The following is a 19,267-nucleotide window of genomic DNA, read 5'->3' as shown; positions in this document are numbered from 1 at the left end:
AATCACACACAACGCTATTCTAATGCATTTTCCATGATTTATCAAGACTCTTTTCCACGACTTTGACATTTTTTTCACCAACTTTACAATACAGAGCCTTTAATAGCTCCAAATGTGCTTCCACGTTCCAGTTGGGAGGAAGAAGCTTTTTAGCCCTTTCCTTTTTAAGATAAATCACAACCTGATCCTTCCCCTCGTTTAAGCGGAGTACATCCATTACCTCTTTCTCTCTGGACTGGTACGCTTCCATGTCCTCAAACTGGAGCCACAGCTGCCTGGGTACGGCGTCAAAGGGGATCACCTGCTCGCAGACCAGCTTTCCCACCGGCTCGTCTCCCAGGGAAACGCGGCCCCGGATAAAAAGCTTCGCATCTTCTGTCAGCAGATCCCGGTTGGCCTCATAATCCCTTGGAAACACAATAACCTCCACAGATCCCATAAGATCCTCCAGAGTGATAAATGCCATCAGCTGGCCGGTTCTCGTAGTTTTTACGGTCTTTCCTGTCACCAGACCGCCGATCACCGCCTTCACGCCGTCCCTTACCACAGCCTCTTCCGTATCCTCGTCTACGATAAAATCAGAGGCGGCAGCCGTGATATTTTTCCGCCACAAAGGTTCATAATCATCCAGAGGATGGCCGCTGATGTACACGCCCAGAATCTCCTTTTCAAAAGCCAGAAGTTCCGCCTTGGCGTACTCACCCACATCGGGAAATGTAACCTGAAATTCCTTTTTTTCCTCTTCTCCCGCAATATCAAAGAGGCTTAACTGGCCCTCAAAGGCATTCCTGCGCTCCTTGGCCTTGTTATCCAGCAGAACAGGAGCCACTGCCATTTTCTGGCGTCTGGTTCCGGGAAGGGAATCCAACGCCCCGGATTTGATAAAATTCTCCAGGGTACGCCGATTGACTTCCCGATGGGTCATACGGTTGACAAAATCCTCCATGGTAAGAAATACGCCGTTTTTGCCCCGCTCCTCCAAAATTGCATCCACCACCGGCTTGCCCACGCTCTTAATTGCGGACAGGCCGTAGCGGATACCGCCGTCTGAGACGGAAAAGCCGCTCTCTCCCTCATTGATATCAGGAGGAAGGATGGCAATATTCATCATACGGCGGCAGTTTAAAATATATTCGGAAAACTTGTTTACATTCTCCATCACCGAGGACATGAGCGCCGCCATGAATTCCTTCGGATAGTAATATTTCAGATAAGCCGTCTGATAAGATACAACGGCATAAGCCGCGGCATGGGATTTATTAAAGGCGTACTTTGCAAAGTCGATCATTTCATCGTAAATGTGATTGGCCGTCTTTTCATCGATGCCGTTGGCAATACAGCCCCTTACTCCTTCCGCCTCATTGCCATAGACGAAATTCTGGCGCTCCTTCTCCATCACAGCCGTCTTTTTCTTACTCATGGCGCGGCGCACAAGATCGCTTCGGCCCATGGTATAGCCAGCCAGATCCCGGACAATCTGCATGACCTGCTCCTGGTATACAATGCACCCATAGGTAGGGCTTAAGATCGGCTCTAACTGAGGGCATTCATAGGTAATGGAGGTTTTATCATTTTTTCCCTTTAAATACCTGGGTATAAAATCCATAGGGCCCGGACGGTACAGGGAAATTCCGGCGATGATGTCCTCCAGATTCTCAGGCTTCAGCTCCTTCATAAAGCTCTTCATCCCGCCGCTTTCTAACTGGAACACGCCCTCTGTCCTTCCGGTTCCAATGGATTCCAGCACCTTCTTGTCGTCAAAATCAATATGGTCAATGTCTATGGAGATGCCGTAATCCTTTTCTGCCAGACGCACGGCGTTCTGGATCACCGTCAGAGTACGCAGACCCAGGAAATCCATTTTTAAAAGGCCCAGTTCCTCGATTGTGGTCATGGTAAACTGGGTGGTAATGGTGCCGTCTGCGGCCCGTGAAAGAGGCACAAATTCATCAATGGAACGGCTGCCGATCACAACTCCCGCTGCGTGCATGGAGGTGTGCCTTGGAAGCCCCTCCAGACGTTTCGACATATCGATGAGATACTTCACCTGCTGATCCTCATGGTACAGCTTTCTCAGATCCGGATTGGCTGCTATCGCCTTATCCAGCGTCATTCCCAGATCGTTGGGGATCATTTTGGCAATGGAATCGCAGAGCGCATAGGGCAAGTCCAGCACGCGGCCCACATCCCGGACCACACCCTTGGCCGCCAGTGTACCAAAGGTAACGATCTGCACCACCTGGTCTTTTCCGTATTTTTCCACCACATAGTCGATGACCTCCTGCCGCCGCTCATAGCAGAAATCCACGTCAATATCCGGCATGGATACACGCTCCGGGTTTAAAAACCGCTCAAAGAGCAGGCTGTAGCGCACAGGGTCGATATTTGTGATTCCCAGAGTATAGGAGACAACGCTTCCCGCGGCAGAGCCCCGGCCTGGCCCCACCATGATATCCTTAGAACGGGCATAGTTGATAAAATCCCACACGATCAGAAAATAATCCACATACCCCATGGTGCGGATCACATCCAGCTCATAATCCAGACGGCTGCTTAAAGTACCGTCATCCTCCGGATACCTTGTCCGAAAACCCTCCCGGCACAGATGGTTCAGATACGTCCAGGAATCAAAGCCTTCGGGCACCTCATACTTTGGCAGTTTGGTGACGCCGAACTCGATCTCTACATTGCAGCGCTCCGCAATTTTATGAGTATTGTCCACTGCCTCCAGCGCATAGGGGAATAAGGCCCGCATCTCTTCCTCGGATTTGCAGTAATACTGACCGCCTTCATAGCGCATCCGATCCTCGTCTGCTGCCTTTTTGCCAGTCTGGATACAAAGCAGGATATCATGTGCCTTTTCATCCTCAGCAAAGGTATAGTGGATATCGTTGGTAGCCACCAGCTCGATCCCAGTCTCCCTGCTCAGACGCAGAAGTCCCTGGTTTACCATCTTCTGCTGAGGCAGGCCGTGATCCTGCAGCTCCAGAAAGAAATTGTTTTTTCCAAATATCTCCTCATACCGTCTGGCAGAACGCATGGCCTCCTCATACATTCCGCGGGCCAGATATTTCTGAACCTCTCCCGCCAGGCAGGCACTGAGAGCGATGATTCCCTCGTGGCAGGCTTCAAGAACCTCGTAATCCACTCTTGGCTTGTAGTAAAATCCCTCCACAAATCCTTTGGAAACGATCTTCATGAGGTTTTTGTAGCCCTCATCATTTTCCGCCAACAGCACCAGATGGTAGTAGCGATCCTCTCCTCCCGTGCTTTCCCGGTCAAAACGGGAGCCGGGAGCCACATAGACCTCGCAGCCCAGAATAGGCTTGATCCCCGCTTCCCTGGCTGCCCGGTAAAAATCAATAACGCCGTACATAACGCCGTGATCCGTAATGGCCAGGCTGTCCATTCCCAATTCCTTTGCCCTGGCCGTCAGCTCTTTTATCTTGGATGAGCCGTCTAACAGACTGTATTCTGTATGGACGTGCAAATGTGTAAACGCCATAAAACGCCATTTCTCCTTTCTGCTGCAGCCGGCTCCAAAGCCAGCTTTCTTTTCTATCGTAAAAAAACCAGGCAGCCTCTTATACCGCCTGGTTTCCAATCGTCCTTTTTGTCTCTCCGGAATGCACTGAGGGGCTTATGCGTTGATCAGATACTTCTCGATCTCAGACACTGCCTGATCCTCATCTGCGCCGTCAGCCTCCACCGTGATGGACTGACCTGCGATCAGACCTAAGGTCATCATACCCATAATACTCTTTGCGTTCACACGCTTGGAGCCTGACTCCAGATAGATCCTGCTGTCATACTGGCTTGCAACCTGCACCAGCATAGCGGCGGGCCTTGCTTCTAACCCATCTGCCAGTTCAACCGTGATTATTTTTTTCTTCATCATTATCCTCCTCATTTCTGCGGATGGAGCGTTTCCTTACTGTTCCGGGAAGTTTTCCCTTAAATCCTCCGCCATAAGGCTGAGCTTTCTCAGCCGGTGATTTACACCCGACTTTCCAACCGGCGGCTCCAGAGCCTCCCCAAGCTCCTTAAGCGTAGCCTCCGGCCGTTCCAGCCTTACTTTTGCCATCTCCTGAAGATTCTCAGGAAGCGACTCCAGCCCTATGGTATCACGGATATATCGTATGTCCTCCATCTGCTTTACTGCTGCCGAAACCGTCTTGTTAATGTTCGCAGTCTCGCAATTTACCTGACGGTTCACACTGTTGCGCATCTCCTTGACGATCCGGATATTTTCAAGTTCCATTAAAGCCACCGGCGCTTCCATGACCTGAAGGAGCTCTACGATCTGGCTTCCCTCCTTCACATACACCACAAAATAGCGCTTGCGAAGAACGATCCTGGCTTCCACATCAAAGGAAGCCATCAGCCCCTGAAGCTGCTTCGCTTTTCTCATAGAGGCGCAGGCGATCTCAAAGTGATAGAACTTCTCAGGATCGCTGATAGAGCCAGCCGCAAGGAAGGCCCCGCGGATAAATGCCCGCCTGCAGCAGACATTCTGCACCACAACATTGTGTACCGGCGAAAGATCCTCGGCAATCTCACCATATGGGTCTAAGAGTTTGGCCGCCTGCAGGACCCGAAGAGCATCCTCATGCTCCCGCACTGCTACTACATATGTCCGGCTCCGTGCGGGCACCATGCCCTGCCGGATTGAGACATCCGTATTTATATTAAATGTTTTTTTCAATAATGTAAAGTATTTTCTTGCAACTGCCAGATTTTCTGTGTGAATCTCAATGGCATAGCGGTCTGCGGCCGAGATCTTCACCCGCCCGCAGAGGCTTAAGACAGCCGCCGTTTCCGCGATCTGGCAGTGCCTTGCAGGAGACCACTGCCTGGACAGTTCCTCCTTAACTCTGGAAGAAAATGACATGGCGCCCTCTTACTTTCGTTTGTTATCCTTGTCAATATCCCGGTGATCCATGCGGATCCCATACTCGCCATGGCTCTTTAAATGCGCATAAAGTGCCTTTGCCACAGTGACAGAACGGTGTTTTCCGCCGGTACAGCCTATGGCGATAACCAGCTGGTTCTTGCCCTCATTGATGTAATTCGGGAGAAGAAAGTCAATCATATCCTTCAGCTTACAAAGAAAAAGCTCCGCCGTATTTCCCTGCATCACATAATCCCGCACCGACGAATCCTCTCCTGTAAGAGGGCGCAGTTCCTCCGCATAGTAGGGATTTGGCAGGAATCGCACGTCAAAGACAAGATCCGCGTCCTCAGGAATCCCGTACTTAAAGCCAAAGGACATGACGGTGATAAACATATTTTTGAAGTCTTCCTCTTTCTGGAAGATCTTCTCCAGCTCCTGGCGCAGCTCTCTGGTCAAAAGCATACTGGTATCGATGATAAAATCGGCTTTTTTCTTTAAAAATGTCAGCCGGTCCCTCTCCTTTCCGATTCCCGTTTCCAGCCGTCCTCTGCCTGCCAGAGGATGTGTCCTCCTGGTTTCCTTATAGCGCTTGATCAGGGCTGCATCGCTGGCGTCTAAGAAGAGGATTTTTATGTCCATCTGCTGAGAACGCCATTTTTCTGTCACTTCCTCCAGCCCGTCAAGGCCTTCGCCGTTTCGGATATCGATTCCCAGAGCCGCCTTTTTTATATCGCCGCCGTCTGAGACCAGCTGTACAAATTTGTCCACCAGGGAAACCGGAAGATTGTCCACACAGTAAAAGCCCAGATCCTCCAGCATTTTTAAGGCTATGGTCTTTCCCGCGCCGGACATTCCCGTGACGATCACAAGTTTCATTTTATCCACCTCTGTCAAAATTCCCCCAGCGTTTTTACTTCCATCTCCAGCTCTACCCCTGAACGCGCCTTTACCTTCTCCCTTACCTGCCTGCAAAGCTCCATCACATCCGCAGCCGTAGCACCGCCCCGGTTGATCACAAAGCCGCTGTGCTTCTCTGATACCTGTGCTCCGCCTACGGTCAGCCCCTTTAAGCCTGCTTCCTCGATGAGCTGTGCCGCAAAATGGCCCTGAGGCCGCTTAAAGGTACTGCCGGCGCTGGGATACTGAAGGGGCTGCTTTTCCCGGCGTTTCTCTGCCAGTTCCTTCATGGAGGCCTCAATAGACTCCTTATCCCCCTTTTTCAGGAGAAAGCAGGCTTCCAGCACCGTATATTCCCTGAATGGAATACAGCTGGTGCGGTAGCCAAGGCAAAGTTCCCCCGGCCCCAGCGTCAGGATCTCTCCCTCCGGCGTCATAACTCTGGCAGATTCCAGTATATCCTTCATCTCAAAGCCGTACGCTCCTGCATTCATCACAAGAGCGCCTCCCACGGTTCCAGGGATCCCGGCCGCAAATTCAAAGCCCGTAAGCCCCTCCTCCAGAGCCCGTCTGGCCGTGCGGCTAAGGAGCTGCCCTGCTCCTGCAAAGATCCTCTCCCCCTCTGTCCTTAAACTCTGCCAGCACTCGGTCATGGAAATAACCACGCCCTTAAATCCGGCGTCACTGACAAGAAGGTTGCTTCCGTTTCCCAGGATCCGGTACGGGATCTGCTCCCTGCGGCAGAAATCAATGACATTTTTAAGGTCTGTCTCTCCCTCAGGGCAGACAAAGGCTACAGCCGGCCCCCCGATGCGGAAGGTGGTATGGCTGCTCATGGGTTCCATAAAGCGGCACACAGAGCCTTCCTGCGCAAGAAGGGCCGTCAGTGTTTCTCTCAATTCCATCTGATTCCTTTCCTCCGGTCAGCCTCAGTCATTCTGACCGTTCTTTAAATTGGCCTGCACGCGGTTGTACAGCTCCTGAGCCGCGTTATAGCCCATCTTCTTCTGGCGGTAGTTGACGGCCGCAGACTCCACGATAATCGCCAGGTTCCTGCCGGGATGGATGGGAATGGTATGGCAGACAACCTGATTGCCTAAGAATTCCGTATACTGATCCTCTAAGCCCAGCCGGTCATACTCCTTATCCTTGTTCCAGTCCTCCAGCTTGATCACCATATCGATAGACTGGGTATCCTTTACGCTCTCTACGCCGTAAAGGGTCTTTACATCAATGATCCCGATGCCCCGAAGCTCGATAAAATGCCTCGTAATATCCGGCGCGCTTCCGATCAGGGTCTCATCGCTGACCTTGCGGATCTCCACCACATCGTCCGTTACAAGACGGTGCCCTCTTTTAAGAAGCTCTAACGCCGCCTCGCTCTTTCCGATGCCGCTCTCGCCCATGATCAGCACGCCCTCGCCGAACACGTCTAACAGCACGCCGTGAATACTGATACAGGGCGCCAGCTTTACATTGAGCCAGCGGATGATCTCAGCCATCAAAGAAGAGGTGGTCTTATCGGATACAAGACAGGGAACACCGTAATAATTGCAGTATTCCAGCAGATCATCATCGGGATTCTGGCCCCGGCTGAATACAAGGCAGGGAATCTGACTGGAAGTCAGCTTATCATACATCCTGCGCTTAACTTCCCGATCCATGGTGTTGATATACGCCTGCTCCACATATCCGATGATCTGTACTCGCTCTCTGTCAAAATGGTCGAAAAAACCGGTCAGCTGCAGCGCCGGACGGTTCACATCCGGATGGGTCAGAACGATCTTGTCTGTGTCGATCTCCGGCGTGGTATTGCGAAGCTTCATTTTCTCAATGAGCTCACTGATAGTTACTCCATGCATGGTACAATTACCCCCTTGTGTTTACCCTCCGCACATGGATGCGGAGAGACTGTCTGGTTAAGATACATACTATCATAAATTCTGTGGGTTGTCATGTGTTTTTGCAGAAGGCGGCCCGCCGGCAGGGAAAGTTTCCCTTTCCTTTCCGCGGAAAAATCCGTAAACCGCTTCCGCTGCCCTCCGGTTCATCTGGGGCGTATCTGCCAGTTCTTCCATGGAAGCATTTCTTACGGCCTCAATGTCCTTAAACCGGCGCATCAGCGCTTTTCTCCGGGCCGGCCCGATTCCGGGAATATCATCCAGCACTGATTTTACCTGTCCCTTCCCCCTGAGACTTCTGTGATACTCGATCGCAAAACGGTGAGCCTCATCCTGGATGCGGGTGATCAGCCGGAACCCCTCGCTGTGGCGGTCAATAGGCACCTCTGCATTGTTAAAATACAGTCCTCTGGTACGGTGAAAATCATCTTTTACCATTCCGCATACGGGAATGGTAAGACCTAAACGCGTGAGCACGGAAAGGGCAATGTTCACCTGCCCCCGGCCGCCGTCCATCATGATCAGATCCGGGAATCTGGTAAAGCTTCCCAGGGAAACATCTTTTCCATTTTCTTCCAGTTCTTTTGTTTCCTCCATTCCATGAGAAAAACGTCTGGTAAGCACCTCCTCCATGGAGGCATAGTCATTTGGCCCCTGGACGGTGCGGATCTTAAACTTTCTGTAATCGCTGCGCCGGGGTTTTCCATCCTCATAGACCACCATAGAGCCTACTGATTCCACACCACTGGTATTGGAAATATCAAATGCCTCCACACGGCGGATGGCACCGATTCCGATCAGTTCTCCGATCTGGTTCATGGCTCCGATGGTGCGCAGCTCCTCTCTCTTGATCCGCTCCTTATCCTGTGACAGCACCAGGGCCGCGTTTCTGGCCGCCAGCTCCACCAGCCGTTCCTTGTCCCCTTTCTGAGGCACCACCAGCCTTACCTTCTGCCCCCGTCTGGCGGTAAGCCACTGGCCGATGACCTCGCCGTCCGCCAATGGATACTGAAGCCACAACTCCCTGGGGATAAAGGGCGTGCCTGCATAAAACTGCTTCACAAAGCCGTCTAAAATCTCCTCCTCGCTCTCCGCTGCTCCGGCTGATATATGGAAATGATCCCTTCCGATCAGTTTTCCTTCTCTTATGAAAAACACCTGCACCACCGCATCCCGGTCGTCTCTGGCCAGAGCCACGATATCCCGGTCCTCCATACTGCTGCTTGTGATCTTCTGCTTCTGGGCTACTTGTTTTACGCTGTTTAACAGTTCCCTGTATTCAATGGCCTTTTCAAACTCCATTTTTTCAGAGGCCTCTTCCATTTTTCCTTTTAAAGTGCGCAGCAGTGGGTCATAATGACCTCCCAGAAAATCCAGAGCCTGACCAAACGATTTCTGATATTCTTCCTTTGAAATATATCCCTGGCAGGGCGCATCGCACTGCTTTATATGGTAATTTAGACAGGGCCTCTCCTTTCCTGCATCTCTGGGGAGATTCCTGCTGCAGGTGCGCACCCGGTACAGCTTGTGGATCAGTTCCAGCGTATCCTTCACCGCCCCGGCGCTGGTATAAGGGCCGAAGTACCGGCTGCGGCCGTCCTTTTTCATATCCCTGGAAAACAACAGTCTGGGAAAATCCTCTCCCACTGTGGCTTTAATATAGGGATATGTCTTATCGTCCTTGAGCATGGTATTATACCTGGGCCGGTGCTCCTTGATCAGGTTGCATTCCAGCACCAGAGCTTCCAGTTCCGAATCTGTAAGAATGTACTCAAACCAGGCGATATGAGACACCATCTGCTCAATCTTGGCCGTCTTATTCCGGCTGCTCTGGAAATACTGGCGCACCCGATTTTTCAGACTGATTGCCTTTCCCACATAGATGATCTCATCCCTGTCATTGTGCATCAGATACACTCCGGGACTGGAGGGAAGCTTTTTTAACTCTTCTTCCAGATCAAACATTATTTCGTTCTCCTTTTGAACGTGTATAAACAGTTGCTAGCGCAGCCGCGTGCCGTCATACCGGCGCAGCAGCTGGACATACCGGCGAAGGGCCTGGATCTGCTCCTTCACATCCTTTTTGGGCTCCGGCTGTAAGTCCATGGAAAGAAACATACAGTCCAGCTCCCGCCTGGTAACGGTTCCCTCCATCTGTTTTAAAACAGCCAGCTTGTCCTCCGGACGGTCTGCATCTAAAAAACGCTCCAGCCAGGGGCCGGGAAGTTCTTCTTCCTCCGGCAGGCTTTCCCCGGCACCTTCTTTCTGTGTCTGAAAACTAGGGCTTTCACTCCCCGGCCACACGCGTTCAAACCGATACTGCTGCTTTACATTCGGGTATTTTTCCCGGTCCACCGGACTCATAAACATATCCAGAGGCCGGACGTAGACCCCATAATCCCCATACAGAGCCTGATACACCACCATGGGTTCCCCCGTTTCTGAGTGGGCTGCTACTGCAACGATCTGATACAGCTTATTCTTAAAATGCCTGTAAAATGTCCCCGGCACTGGTACAGATTCTCTTTGATCCAATCTTTACACACCTCTTTCCTGCCCGGACAAAGCCGGATCTATTGTGTTCATCTATAGAGTATACCATATCTCATTTTACAGTCAAAGGGCTTTTCAGTTCCCGCTTACCAACTGTAAGAGCAGCCGCCAGGAAAGCTTTTTTCTGCATATAAAACGGCCGGACAGCATCACCTGCACTGTCCGGCCAGCCTTTCTGACAGCAGACGCTTAGACTGCCTGCTGTCATTGTCATATATTTATGATGTTAAGATCCAATGGCCCTAAACTCTCCTGGGAGAAAATTTTACAGCCCGCCTTATACCTTTGCCAGATGCTTTTTAAGGGTTTGTCTTACTGCACCCTTTCCTGCAATCAGTTCTGCAAAGACAGCCTCTGCGTACTCCCCCAGACCTGCCTCATAAAGGTTTACGCCAAAGATTGCGGCATCACTGAAGATCGGCTCCAGAACCGCGTGGACGTCACAGTTCTCTCCCACCTTTACACCTGCCAGCTTAGCCGCCAGTTCCCCGTACATAGGATCGGGACTAACAGTAAACGGATTAAGCTCATCATCCACTCCCAAGAGATAACGGCACCATCCTGCCTGTACCATGGGGATAAACTTTAAGGACTTTACATCCAGCTCGCTGCTTGCCAGGTATGCCTTGATGGTCTCGCCGAAACGAATGGACAGTTTCTGAGAGGTATCGCAGGCAATACGCTGGGGGGTGTCAGGCATAAACGGGTTAGGCACACGAACCTGAAGCACCTCATCGATGAATTTTTTCGGAGAAAGGATGCCGGGATCGGTTACAACAGGAAGTCCCTCCCTATAGCCGATGGTTTCTACCAGCTTTACAAGATCCTCATCCTTCATCTCGTCGCTGATCTTTGTATATCCTAAAAGGCAGCCGTATACCGCCAAAGTAGTATGAAGGGGATTTAAACAGGTGCATACCTTCATGCGCTCTACGCGCTCAACCGTCTCTCTCTCCGTAAACATAACCCCTGAATTTTCCAGCGCAGGGCGGCCATTGGGGAAGGCATTTTCAATGACAAGATACTCTGCCTCCTCTGCATTTACAAAAGGAGCCACATATGTGTTTTTGCTGGTAACAATATTTTCCGTGTCTGTAAATCCGCACTCCTCCAGCATCTTCTTTACACTGTCATCCGGACGCGGGGTGATCTTGTCGATCATGCTCCAAGGGAAGGATACGCACTCCGGATTCTCAATATAAGCCAGAAAACCGTCCTCTGCCTTTCCATTCTCAGTCCAGGCCTTCGCATAGGCATCTACCGCCGCAAAAAGCTTGTCCCCATTGTGAGAGCAGTTATCCATACTTACCAGAGCAACCGGAGCGGCGCCGTGGGTATATCTCCAGTAGCACAGAGCTGCCAGCTTTCCGATATAGCTGTCTGCGCCCTCAGGTCCGGCCTCAAAGTCAGCCGCTACATCGCTGCGGAAGGAGCCGTCCGGCCCTGTGATGCTGTAGCCCTTTTCCGTGATGGTAAAACTTACCATCTGAAGGCTGTCTGCGGCAAAGATCTCCTGAAGGCGGTTCCAGTCCTCAGCGTCATGGCGGTCTACGGTAAGAGATTCAGCAAGGCTTCCGATCACGGTCTTTTCAATGGTGCCGTTTGCTTTTAAGGTTACTAAAAGGCTCAGATCATCCTGAGGGCGGTAAGCTCTTCTGATGATCTCATAGTCATATCCCTCTGCCACGATAATGCCCGTCTTTTCGATTCCTTTGTTTAACAGGTTCTGCTGCAGGGCGGCCGGGAACGCGCGGAAAATATTTCCGGCTCCAAAATGGATCCACTGAGGGGTTTCCCTTGTCTTTGCCTTCATCGCCTCTCTGTCAAATTCCGGCAAGGCGATCCCTGCCTTCTCCCACTGCTCTTTGTTTTTTAATTCACTGTCAAGTAAATGCATAGCCGATTCCTCCTCGTTGATTGCGTGTACCAAAAAAGCCTGTAAGGCACACCATGATAGTTCATGCTGCACGTAAACCTATGGCTTCATCTTACCACGTCCATCTGAAATAATCCATATGCGTTTTTGTTTATTGTATTGCAAAAGTTGCGGTGAAAATCATAGGACTGCCAATGCTGGTTCTTTGTTTTTGAGAACATGAAAATATGCCCCGCACCTTTGCTCTCTGCTCTGGTACGGGACATATCTTCCTGCTCTGAAAAGGTATCTTTTTTGCCTATCTTACTGTTTCCTTCACTGCATACTGCTCCTGGATGGAAAACTCCTCTGCATTCGCCGCGGCAGCATTGATAAGGATCAGCGCGGCAGCCAGAATCACCCATGCAAAGCTTCCTAATACTTTTTTCAGTTTCATATTCCTCTTTTCCTCCTGTGGAGCACAGGATGTATGTCCATATGGCTATACACTGTGTTCCGATTCACATTATACCTTTTTTTTACAAAAATGCAAGGCTTTTGAGCATTCAGGAAAGTGCCCTGTCCTGAATCGTTACATAATTTCATTTTTTTTACAAACCGGCGGGGAATTTTCTTTTTTCAAACGTTTATAAAATATACGGTCATATACTTATTGATAAAGGGGGATTTTTTATGATCAGCTACAAACCGTTCTGGGAAACTTTAAAGAAATCATCTGAAACTACCTATACCCTGATCCACAAATACAATATTTCCAGTGCTACCATTGACCGCCTGCGCAGGGACAAACCCTTAAGCACCATTACCATTGACGACCTGTGCCGGATCCTTCACTGCGGCATTGAGGGTATTGCCACATATGTGCCCCAGAAAGAGGATGCCGGTCCGGCTTAACGATAAAAAGCAGACTGGCCTTTCCCCTGCTACCGTGCTATACTTACATACAGCCCCAAACGTCTTTGGGCGCGCAACAAACAAGAGGAGGCCTTCGTTATGCCAAAAATCGGAAGAAATGATCCCTGCTGGTGCGGTAGCGGTAAAAAATACAAAGACTGTCATCTTTCATTGGAAGAAAAGCTGGCGCAGTACCGCCGAAACGGCGTGAAAACGCCGGTCCGGTCCATGCTCAAAACAAAAGAACAGATTGAAGGAATCCGACAGAGCGCTAACATCAATGTGGCAGTCCTTGATTATGTGGCTGAACATATTGGCCCCGGCGTTACCACGGAGCAGATCGACCAGTGGGTCTATGAGCAGACTACCCATCTGGGAGGGATTCCTGCTCCCCTGGGCTATAACGGTTTCCCCCGAAGCGTATGCACCTCCTTAAACGATCAGGTGTGCCATGGCATCCCCTCCGCTGATGATGTGCTGAAAGAAGGGGATATCATCAATGTAGATGTTTCTACTATTTACAAGGGATATTTTTCCGACTCCTCCCGTATGTTCTGTATCGGAACTGTCTCTGAAGAGAAAAGAAAGCTGGTGGACACAGCCAGACAATGCCTGGAAGTAGGCTTAAAAGAAGTTCGTCCCTGGGGATTTTTGGGAGATATGGGGCAGGCCATCCACGACTTTGCCCGTGAAAACGGCTATTCCATCGTAAGGGAGATCGGCGGCCATGGCGTCGGCCTGGAATTTCACGAAGAGCCATGGGTCAGCTATGTATCGAAAAAGGGATCTGAGATGCTCATGGTGCCCGGTATGTGTTTTACCATCGAGCCCATGGTCAATATGGGACGCCCTGATATATTTGTGGATGCTGACAATGACTGGACCGTCTATACCGACGATGGCCTTCCCTCCGCCCAGTGGGAGATTCAGGTGCTGATCACAGAAAATGGATACGAAGTACTGGCATGGTAGCATTGGCAGCGCTTTGTATGCGGCGGAAGGACTGCATCCATACAGATGGGCCACTTCTGTAAACAAAATGCGCTCTCCCGGAAAAGCAGTACGGGAAAGTGCATTTTTTCGCTAACCTTTTCTGATAAGTACAAAAAGACAGTTTTTACAGCAGACACCTATTCTGGCAGGCTATACAGCACACAAAAAAGTCCCGTAGATACAGGACTTTTAACATGGAGATAGTGGGATTCGAACCCATGACCTCTTGCATGCCATGCAAGCGCTCTCCCAACTGAGCTATACCCCCATTGGAATAAATTATCAGCAACTGCTGACTTGATGATAATACCATATTACCAGAAATAAATCAAGCATTTTTTACTTTTTGGCCCGTTTTTCAAAAATCCGAAAGTACGGGATGCCGTATGCCCTTTATCCGGCACATTTTTGGCATCCCGCCTTCCGTTTACAGCAGTACTTCAAAAGGCAACTGCCTAAGAAGTTGCTTTCCTGTATTCCAGGCCTGCCAGATCATATACAACCACCTGTACCTTTCCATCGCAGTCCAAAGACAGTCCGCTTTCCTGGCCATACACTCTGGTGGTAAAAACTTCTCTTCCTTCGTTTATAAATATTTCCAAAGAAGTTGTGTCTGAAAAAATATGCAGCTTGTTTAAACGCTCTATTTCCACCTTTCTGGTGTCTCTTCCGCTTCCGCAGACTCCCAGCTTCAGGGAAAGAATATGGTCTTCCCAGGTGAGCCATACCCCTTTTCGCAGTTCCAATTTCATATAAGTGCAATCTGTAAAATCTGCAAGAATTTCACAGCAGAGCGCGTGCTCCTCTTTCAGGCTCTTTCCGTTTTCGTAGCTGCGGCAGCCTTTCCGAAGCGCTTTCAGCTCTTCCATGGGTTCCTGGATCAGGCGGTCTCCTTCCAGATGGAGCTGCCTCGGCAGAGTCAGGGCGTGCTGCCAGCCCTTTTTCACCGTGGGATTGGTATAAGAGGCATCGGGAATCCCCATCCATCCGATCAGGATCCGCCGCCCCTTCTCATCCTCAAAGGTCTGAGGGGCATAAAAATCAAAACCCCGATCCAGCATATGAATCGCTGTCCTGTCTGGAAGCTCCCAGGTTCCCGGTCTGAAATCATAGTCTAAAACCACAGCGGTACACTGATGCACATTCCAGAAATCCAGTCCGCTCTTCTCTACTCCCTGAGGGCAGCAGATCAGACACAGTTTCCCGTCCAGCAAAAAGAGATCCGGACACTCCCACATATAGCCAAACGCCTCTTTTGTCACGATACGTCCATGGTATTCCCAGCGTTCCAAATCCTGAGAACGGTATACCAGCACCAGACCCCGGCTGTCTTCATCTCTTGCGCCAAGAACCATATAGCAGCCGTCCTCCCGGCGAATAACCTTAGGATCCCGGACATGAGCGCTGATATCGGAAGGATAATCCTTATTGCTCATAAGAAGCTGCTTGGGGGAGAAATGAAAGCCGTCCCTGCTGGTCACATGAAGGGTATTGCTTAGCCGCCCGGCCATGATGTAATCGTAGTCCGGCCGATCAAACAGCTTTACATTGCCTGTGTAGAAATAGTGGATTGTATCTCCTTCTGAAAAAGCAGATCCTGAGTAAACTCCATGGGCATCCTCATCGCTGTCTGGAAACAGCACCGGCTCGCAGCTGTCAAAGTGAACGAAATCCCTGGTGCGGTAATGCCCCCACAGCTTTAATTCCCCTGTAGGTTCAAACGGGGTATACTGATAGTAAATATGATACTCTCCCTTAAACTGGCACAGGCCATTGGGATCATTGAGCCAGCCGGTTTCCGGCATCAGATGGTAGGAAAGACGGTCGGGATCTGCCTTAACTTTATTCCGATAGGCCTCATTTGCGCGATACCATTTCTCATAATCTTCCCGAAATACTTTTTCATATTTCTTAAATGTCATCTCTGCGTTCTCCTTACCTTGGCAGCCATTGTTTTCTCATCTCCCTGCTCGTTGGCATATACGGTCACTTCCAGATCCTTTCCCTCAGGAAAGATCATCATAGTCTGAGGATTATAGCCTTCTGCATGAATCCGGTCAAGATCTGCACAAATGAGCCGGTCGCCCCGGCAAACCCTTGCGCCCTGCTCTGTAAACGCTTCAAAGCCCTCTCCTTCCATCTGAACTGTATTGATACCGATATGTATCAGTACCTCCACCCCCGTATCCGCTTTAATGCCGATGGCATGGCGGGTGGGGAACAGAAGGCTTACGGTGCCGTCACAGGGTGCGTATACCGTGCCGTCCTCCGGATCAACGGCAATCCCGTCTCCCAGCATCTTTGCAGCAAACATTTCATCGGCCGACTGCTCTACCGGCATCACCCGGCCCTTCATAGGAGAAACAAACACGGAAGCATCCGGGACATCGGACTGTTTTTCTGCCGGCTGCGTTTGATCAGCTTTATCCTTTTTTTCTGCCCGTTCTGCTTTATCCAGTCCAAACTTTTTCCAGAATATTACAGTCAATAGAAAAGATACGCCCATGGAAAGAACCAGTCCAATGGCAAAATGTCCGTATTCCTCCGGCTTCATGGAGATAAAGCCTGGAAGGCCTGCAGCGCCCAGGGCCTGCGCCAGTGTCTTTGTCCACGCCAGATAGGCACTTCCCACGCCGGAACCGATGATAGCCGCATAAAATGGATATTTCAGTTTTAAGGTTACGCCAAACATAGCCGGCTCTGTGATGCCAAGCAAAGCGGAGATTCCTGAAGCGGAACAGATAGATTTCATTCTCTCATTCTTCGTAAGCAGTAAAACTGCCAGAACTGCCGCGCCTTGAGCCACGTTATTCATACTGGCCGTAGTGAAGATAAAGCTTCCGCCTGTGTGTACACTGTCTGCCAGAAGCTGTGTTTCAATGGCAATAAAGCTGTGATGCATCCCTGTCATGGTAATCGGCGCATAGGTCAGTCCGAAAAGGGCTCCGCCGACAGGTCCAAGGGTATTGTACAGCCAGGTAATGCCTGATGCCAGAAGATTTCCTGCCTCCCGTAAAACCGGTCCCACAAAGGCAAAAGTCAGAAAGGAGGTGATCAGGATCGAAAGCAGAGGCGTAGTCAGATTGTCCAGCCAGGACGGGGTAACCCTGCGGAGCCGTTTCTCAATGTTGGCGATGATCCACGACACAGCCAGCACAGGAAGAACGGTTCCCTGATAGCCGATGGCAGCTATTTTAAATCCCAGAACGTTCCACACCGGCGGCTCTGCGACACCGATCTGATAGGCATTTAACAGATCCGGATGAACCATGATCATCCCCATAGCAGCTCCGAGGAAGGCGTTTCCGCCAAACTTCTTTGCCGCACTGAAGCCGATGAGCACTGGCAGGAAGGTAAACGGTGCGCTGGCGAAGGTATTGATCGCCGCTGCAAGCCCCTGCCACTGTGGATATGTCTGTATCACAGACTGTCCATGAAGAAGAGGCGAGGTCAGCAGATTATTTAGTCCCATCAAAAGACCTCCTGCTACAATGGCCGGAATGATGGGCACGAAAATATCACTGAGCATCTTGATAAACCGCTGGAGCGGATTGCCTTCCTTTTCTTCCCGCTCATCCTCTTTCACCTCCAGTGTCCCCAGCTGCTTCTGCACCTCGGCAAACACAAGATTTACGGTGCCTGAGCCAAAAATAATCTGAAACTGAGACTGCGTAAGGAATACGCCCTTTACGCCCTCTAAGCCGCTTATGGCCTCTTCATCGCGCAGATCGTTATTTCTTAACTGGAAACGAAGGCGCGTAGCACAATGGGCCACTGACTTGATATTGTCTTTTCCGCCCACATATTTGATTATCTGTTCTGCTGTCTTTGCGTAATCCATGATTTTCCCCTTCCCTTATTATACTGCAGCACTCTGTCCGGCCTCTCTCATCCATCCCTTTCCCTCCGTGGGGGACAAAAACCAGGATTCCATTCAGAACGAACTGCATTTTGTGCAAATATTCCAATCCGGCGCCTTTTGGTCCACACATAGCCTTTTTTGTTTTGACACCGGTTCCACGCATTAATCTTACACCTTGTGTCCACTTTTGTCAATATATCATTGGCACCGGTTCCATTTTTGCTTGTAAAAATTCATTCGAGATTTTTGTGTATAACTCACAATCCTTCAGCTAATTTCCGAACACTCCCCCCCTCAATCAGCTGATATCCCACAATCTGTTTTTTCGGCACCGGTTCTTTCCGTATTTCTTTTAAAAGCGTCTCTGCACCCAGATATCCCAACGCATAGGAATCAAACCGCAGGGTAGTCAGCTGAGGATGAAGCAGTTCGCTCTCATCATAGCCTCCAAAAGCTGCTACAGACACCTGATCCGGGATCGAGATCCCATGACTTCCCAGAACCCGATAGGCTCCAAAAGCCAGCCGGTCTGTAGCGCAGATCACAGCGTCCACCTTTCCCTGCCTTAAAACCTGTTTCATCATATCCTGGCCGCTCTGATAGCTGTAATCCCCCAAAAAGGTGATCACGTCACGGATCCCTCTTTCTTTCAATCCGTCCATGACACCTTGTTTTCTCCATATTCCCACAGCAGCGTCCCTCACATCTACGCCCAGATAAGCCACCCGGCCTCGGACGCGTTCTCCCACATACCGTCCCATGAATCTTCCGGCCCCGTAATCATCTACCATTACCGCAATCCCGTCTTCAAATTCCTGAGCCAGCACTACCACCGGTACCGGGCTGGACTGGATAAGCCTGCGCAATTCTTCCGTAACAGAGATGGCGCTGCAAAGAATACCGTCTACATTCCGCCCCATAAGCCTCTGGATATTCCGAAACTCCAGTTCCGGACTGTGATCGGAATCCTTGATCAGTGCCTCATAACCCTGGTTTCTCAGATACCGTCCGATGCTGGTGACGACCCGGCTGGTAACCTTGGAATTCAGAGTAGGAACTACCACTCCGATCACATTGCTCTCTCTGGCCTTTAGCCTCGCGAACGTATTGGGTTCATAATTGTGTTTTCGGATCACAGTCTGTATCTTCTCTCTGGTTTCCTCCTTGATGCTCCCTCCGTTAAAGTACCGGGATACAGTGCTTTTTGTTACGCCCGCCATCCTGGCAATATCCGCCATGGTAATTTTTTCTGTCATAGTTCCTCTTTCCCCTCTCGGCTTTCGCGGCATCCGGAAGCCTTCCGGCATTGCCCGACTCTTTTGCTTTTTCTGTTATTCTATATAGTTTACCACATTTTCCCAAATACGCAAAGGCTCCCGGAATGCTTTCACATTCCA

15 protein-coding genes and 1 tRNA gene are annotated in these 19,267 nt (G+C 50.4%); 2 read left to right on the top strand and 14 right to left on the bottom strand.

What is annotated here, in order from left to right; translation table 11 throughout:
• Positions 1–19: 19 nt before the first annotated feature.
• The 10 genes from HW447_RS14865 to HW447_RS14820 all read right to left on the bottom strand — a co-directional run bounded on the left by HW447_RS14865 (position 20) and on the right by HW447_RS14820 (position 12,557).
• A complete protein-coding gene (locus HW447_RS14865) occupies positions 20–3,505 on the bottom strand; it encodes a DNA polymerase III subunit alpha (protein ID WP_176255914.1) in 3,486 nt (1,161 codons plus the stop codon).
• 135 nt (positions 3,506–3,640) lie between these two features.
• On the bottom strand, positions 3,641–3,895 hold the full coding sequence (locus HW447_RS14860; protein ID WP_176255913.1) for an HPr family phosphocarrier protein: 255 nt from the start codon (positions 3,893–3,895) through the stop codon (positions 3,641–3,643).
• A gap of 36 nt (positions 3,896–3,931) precedes the next feature.
• On the bottom strand, positions 3,932–4,891 hold the full coding sequence (whiA, locus tag HW447_RS14855; protein WP_176255912.1) for a DNA-binding protein WhiA: 960 nt from the start codon (positions 4,889–4,891) through the stop codon (positions 3,932–3,934).
• A gap of 9 nt (positions 4,892–4,900) precedes the next feature.
• Entirely contained in the window at positions 4,901–5,770 is an 870-nt protein-coding gene (gene rapZ, locus HW447_RS14850) for an RNase adapter RapZ (protein ID WP_176255911.1), read from the bottom strand.
• Between the two features lie 14 nt (positions 5,771–5,784).
• The gene (gene murB / locus HW447_RS14845) at positions 5,785–6,696 is read right to left on the bottom strand and encodes a UDP-N-acetylmuramate dehydrogenase (protein ID WP_176255910.1); all 912 of its coding nucleotides are present in this window, start codon (positions 6,694–6,696) and stop codon (positions 5,785–5,787) included.
• A 24-nt stretch (positions 6,697–6,720) separates the two neighbouring features.
• Positions 6,721–7,653 (bottom strand): HPr(Ser) kinase/phosphatase, encoded by a 933-nt coding sequence (gene hprK, locus HW447_RS14840; protein ID WP_176255909.1) that lies wholly within the window; start codon positions 7,651–7,653, stop codon positions 6,721–6,723.
• Positions 7,654–7,725: 72 nt separating this feature from the next.
• Positions 7,726–9,657 (bottom strand): excinuclease ABC subunit UvrC, encoded by a 1,932-nt coding sequence (uvrC, locus tag HW447_RS14835; protein WP_176255908.1) that lies wholly within the window; start codon positions 9,655–9,657, stop codon positions 7,726–7,728.
• A gap of 36 nt (positions 9,658–9,693) precedes the next feature.
• Complete coding sequence (locus HW447_RS14830) at positions 9,694–10,227, bottom strand: DUF1653 domain-containing protein (protein ID WP_176255907.1); 534 nt, start codon at positions 10,225–10,227, stop codon at positions 9,694–9,696.
• 295 nt (positions 10,228–10,522) lie between these two features.
• Positions 10,523–12,142, bottom strand: coding sequence for a mannitol dehydrogenase family protein (locus HW447_RS14825; RefSeq protein WP_176255906.1), 1,620 nt, complete (start codon positions 12,140–12,142; stop codon positions 10,523–10,525).
• Positions 12,143–12,419: 277 nt separating this feature from the next.
• Positions 12,420–12,557, bottom strand: coding sequence for a hypothetical protein (locus HW447_RS14820; RefSeq protein ID WP_176255905.1), 138 nt, complete (start codon positions 12,555–12,557; stop codon positions 12,420–12,422).
• A gap of 236 nt (positions 12,558–12,793) precedes the next feature.
• Between HW447_RS14820 and HW447_RS14815 the strand changes: the two genes are divergently transcribed.
• Positions 12,794–13,015: a helix-turn-helix domain-containing protein gene (locus tag HW447_RS14815; protein ID WP_176255904.1), complete on the top strand. Its 222-nt coding sequence runs from the start codon at positions 12,794–12,796 to the stop codon at positions 13,013–13,015.
• A 99-nt stretch (positions 13,016–13,114) separates the two neighbouring features.
• Positions 13,115–13,987, top strand: a complete 873-nt coding sequence (locus tag HW447_RS14810; protein ID WP_176255903.1) for a methionyl aminopeptidase — start codon at positions 13,115–13,117, stop codon at positions 13,985–13,987.
• Between the two features lie 216 nt (positions 13,988–14,203).
• Here the strand turns inward: HW447_RS14810 and HW447_RS14805 are convergent.
• From HW447_RS14805 to HW447_RS14790, 4 genes are all read right to left on the bottom strand, one after another.
• Positions 14,204–14,276 (bottom strand) — tRNA-Ala (locus HW447_RS14805).
• Between the two features lie 187 nt (positions 14,277–14,463).
• Positions 14,464–15,930 carry a glycoside hydrolase family 32 protein gene (locus HW447_RS14800; protein WP_176255902.1) on the bottom strand — a complete coding sequence of 489 codons (1,467 nt, stop codon included), beginning with the start codon at positions 15,928–15,930 and terminating at the stop codon, positions 14,464–14,466.
• Entirely contained in the window at positions 15,927–17,852 is a 1,926-nt protein-coding gene (locus HW447_RS14795; protein ID WP_334296812.1) for a sucrose-specific PTS transporter subunit IIBC, read from the bottom strand. The genes HW447_RS14800 and HW447_RS14795 overlap by 4 nt, the downstream gene beginning before the upstream one ends.
• Positions 17,853–18,127: 275 nt before the next feature.
• Complete coding sequence (locus HW447_RS14790) at positions 18,128–19,126, bottom strand: LacI family DNA-binding transcriptional regulator (protein WP_176255900.1); 999 nt, start codon at positions 19,124–19,126, stop codon at positions 18,128–18,130.
• Between the last annotated feature and the right edge of the window lie 141 nt (positions 19,127–19,267).

Source organism: Enterocloster alcoholdehydrogenati (genome assembly GCF_013282095.1).
Classification (GTDB): Bacteria; Bacillota; Clostridia; order Lachnospirales; family Lachnospiraceae; genus Enterocloster; species Enterocloster alcoholdehydrogenati.
This window is presented reverse-complemented; position numbering and strand designations above follow the sequence as displayed.

What these genes read in the sequence shown, in the direction of transcription:
- HW447_RS14865 (WP_176255914.1), bottom strand. Translation starts at nt 3,505, where the DNA reads ATGGCGTTTACACATTTGCACGTCCATACAGAATACAGTCTGTTAGAC.
- HW447_RS14860 (WP_176255913.1), bottom strand. Translation starts at nt 3,895, where the DNA reads ATGAAGAAAAAAATAATCACGGTTGAACTGGCAGATGGGTTAGAAGCA.
- whiA (WP_176255912.1), bottom strand. Translation starts at nt 4,891, where the DNA reads ATGTCATTTTCTTCCAGAGTTAAGGAGGAACTGTCCAGGCAGTGGTCT.
- rapZ (WP_176255911.1), bottom strand. Translation starts at nt 5,770, where the DNA reads ATGAAACTTGTGATCGTCACGGGAATGTCCGGCGCGGGAAAGACCATA.
- murB (WP_176255910.1), bottom strand. Translation starts at nt 6,696, where the DNA reads ATGGAATTGAGAGAAACACTGACGGCCCTTCTTGCGCAGGAAGGCTCT.
- hprK (WP_176255909.1), bottom strand. Translation starts at nt 7,653, where the DNA reads ATGCATGGAGTAACTATCAGTGAGCTCATTGAGAAAATGAAGCTTCGC.
- uvrC (WP_176255908.1), bottom strand. Translation starts at nt 9,657, where the DNA reads ATGTTTGATCTGGAAGAAGAGTTAAAAAAGCTTCCCTCCAGTCCCGGA.
- HW447_RS14825 (WP_176255906.1), bottom strand. Translation starts at nt 12,142, where the DNA reads ATGCATTTACTTGACAGTGAATTAAAAAACAAAGAGCAGTGGGAGAAG.
- HW447_RS14820 (WP_176255905.1), bottom strand. Translation starts at nt 12,557, where the DNA reads ATGAAACTGAAAAAAGTATTAGGAAGCTTTGCATGGGTGATTCTGGCT.
- HW447_RS14815 (WP_176255904.1), top strand. Translation starts at nt 12,794, where the DNA reads ATGATCAGCTACAAACCGTTCTGGGAAACTTTAAAGAAATCATCTGAA.
- HW447_RS14810 (WP_176255903.1), top strand. Translation starts at nt 13,115, where the DNA reads ATGCCAAAAATCGGAAGAAATGATCCCTGCTGGTGCGGTAGCGGTAAA.
- HW447_RS14800 (WP_176255902.1), bottom strand. Translation starts at nt 15,930, where the DNA reads ATGACATTTAAGAAATATGAAAAAGTATTTCGGGAAGATTATGAGAAA.
- HW447_RS14790 (WP_176255900.1), bottom strand. Translation starts at nt 19,126, where the DNA reads ATGACAGAAAAAATTACCATGGCGGATATTGCCAGGATGGCGGGCGTA.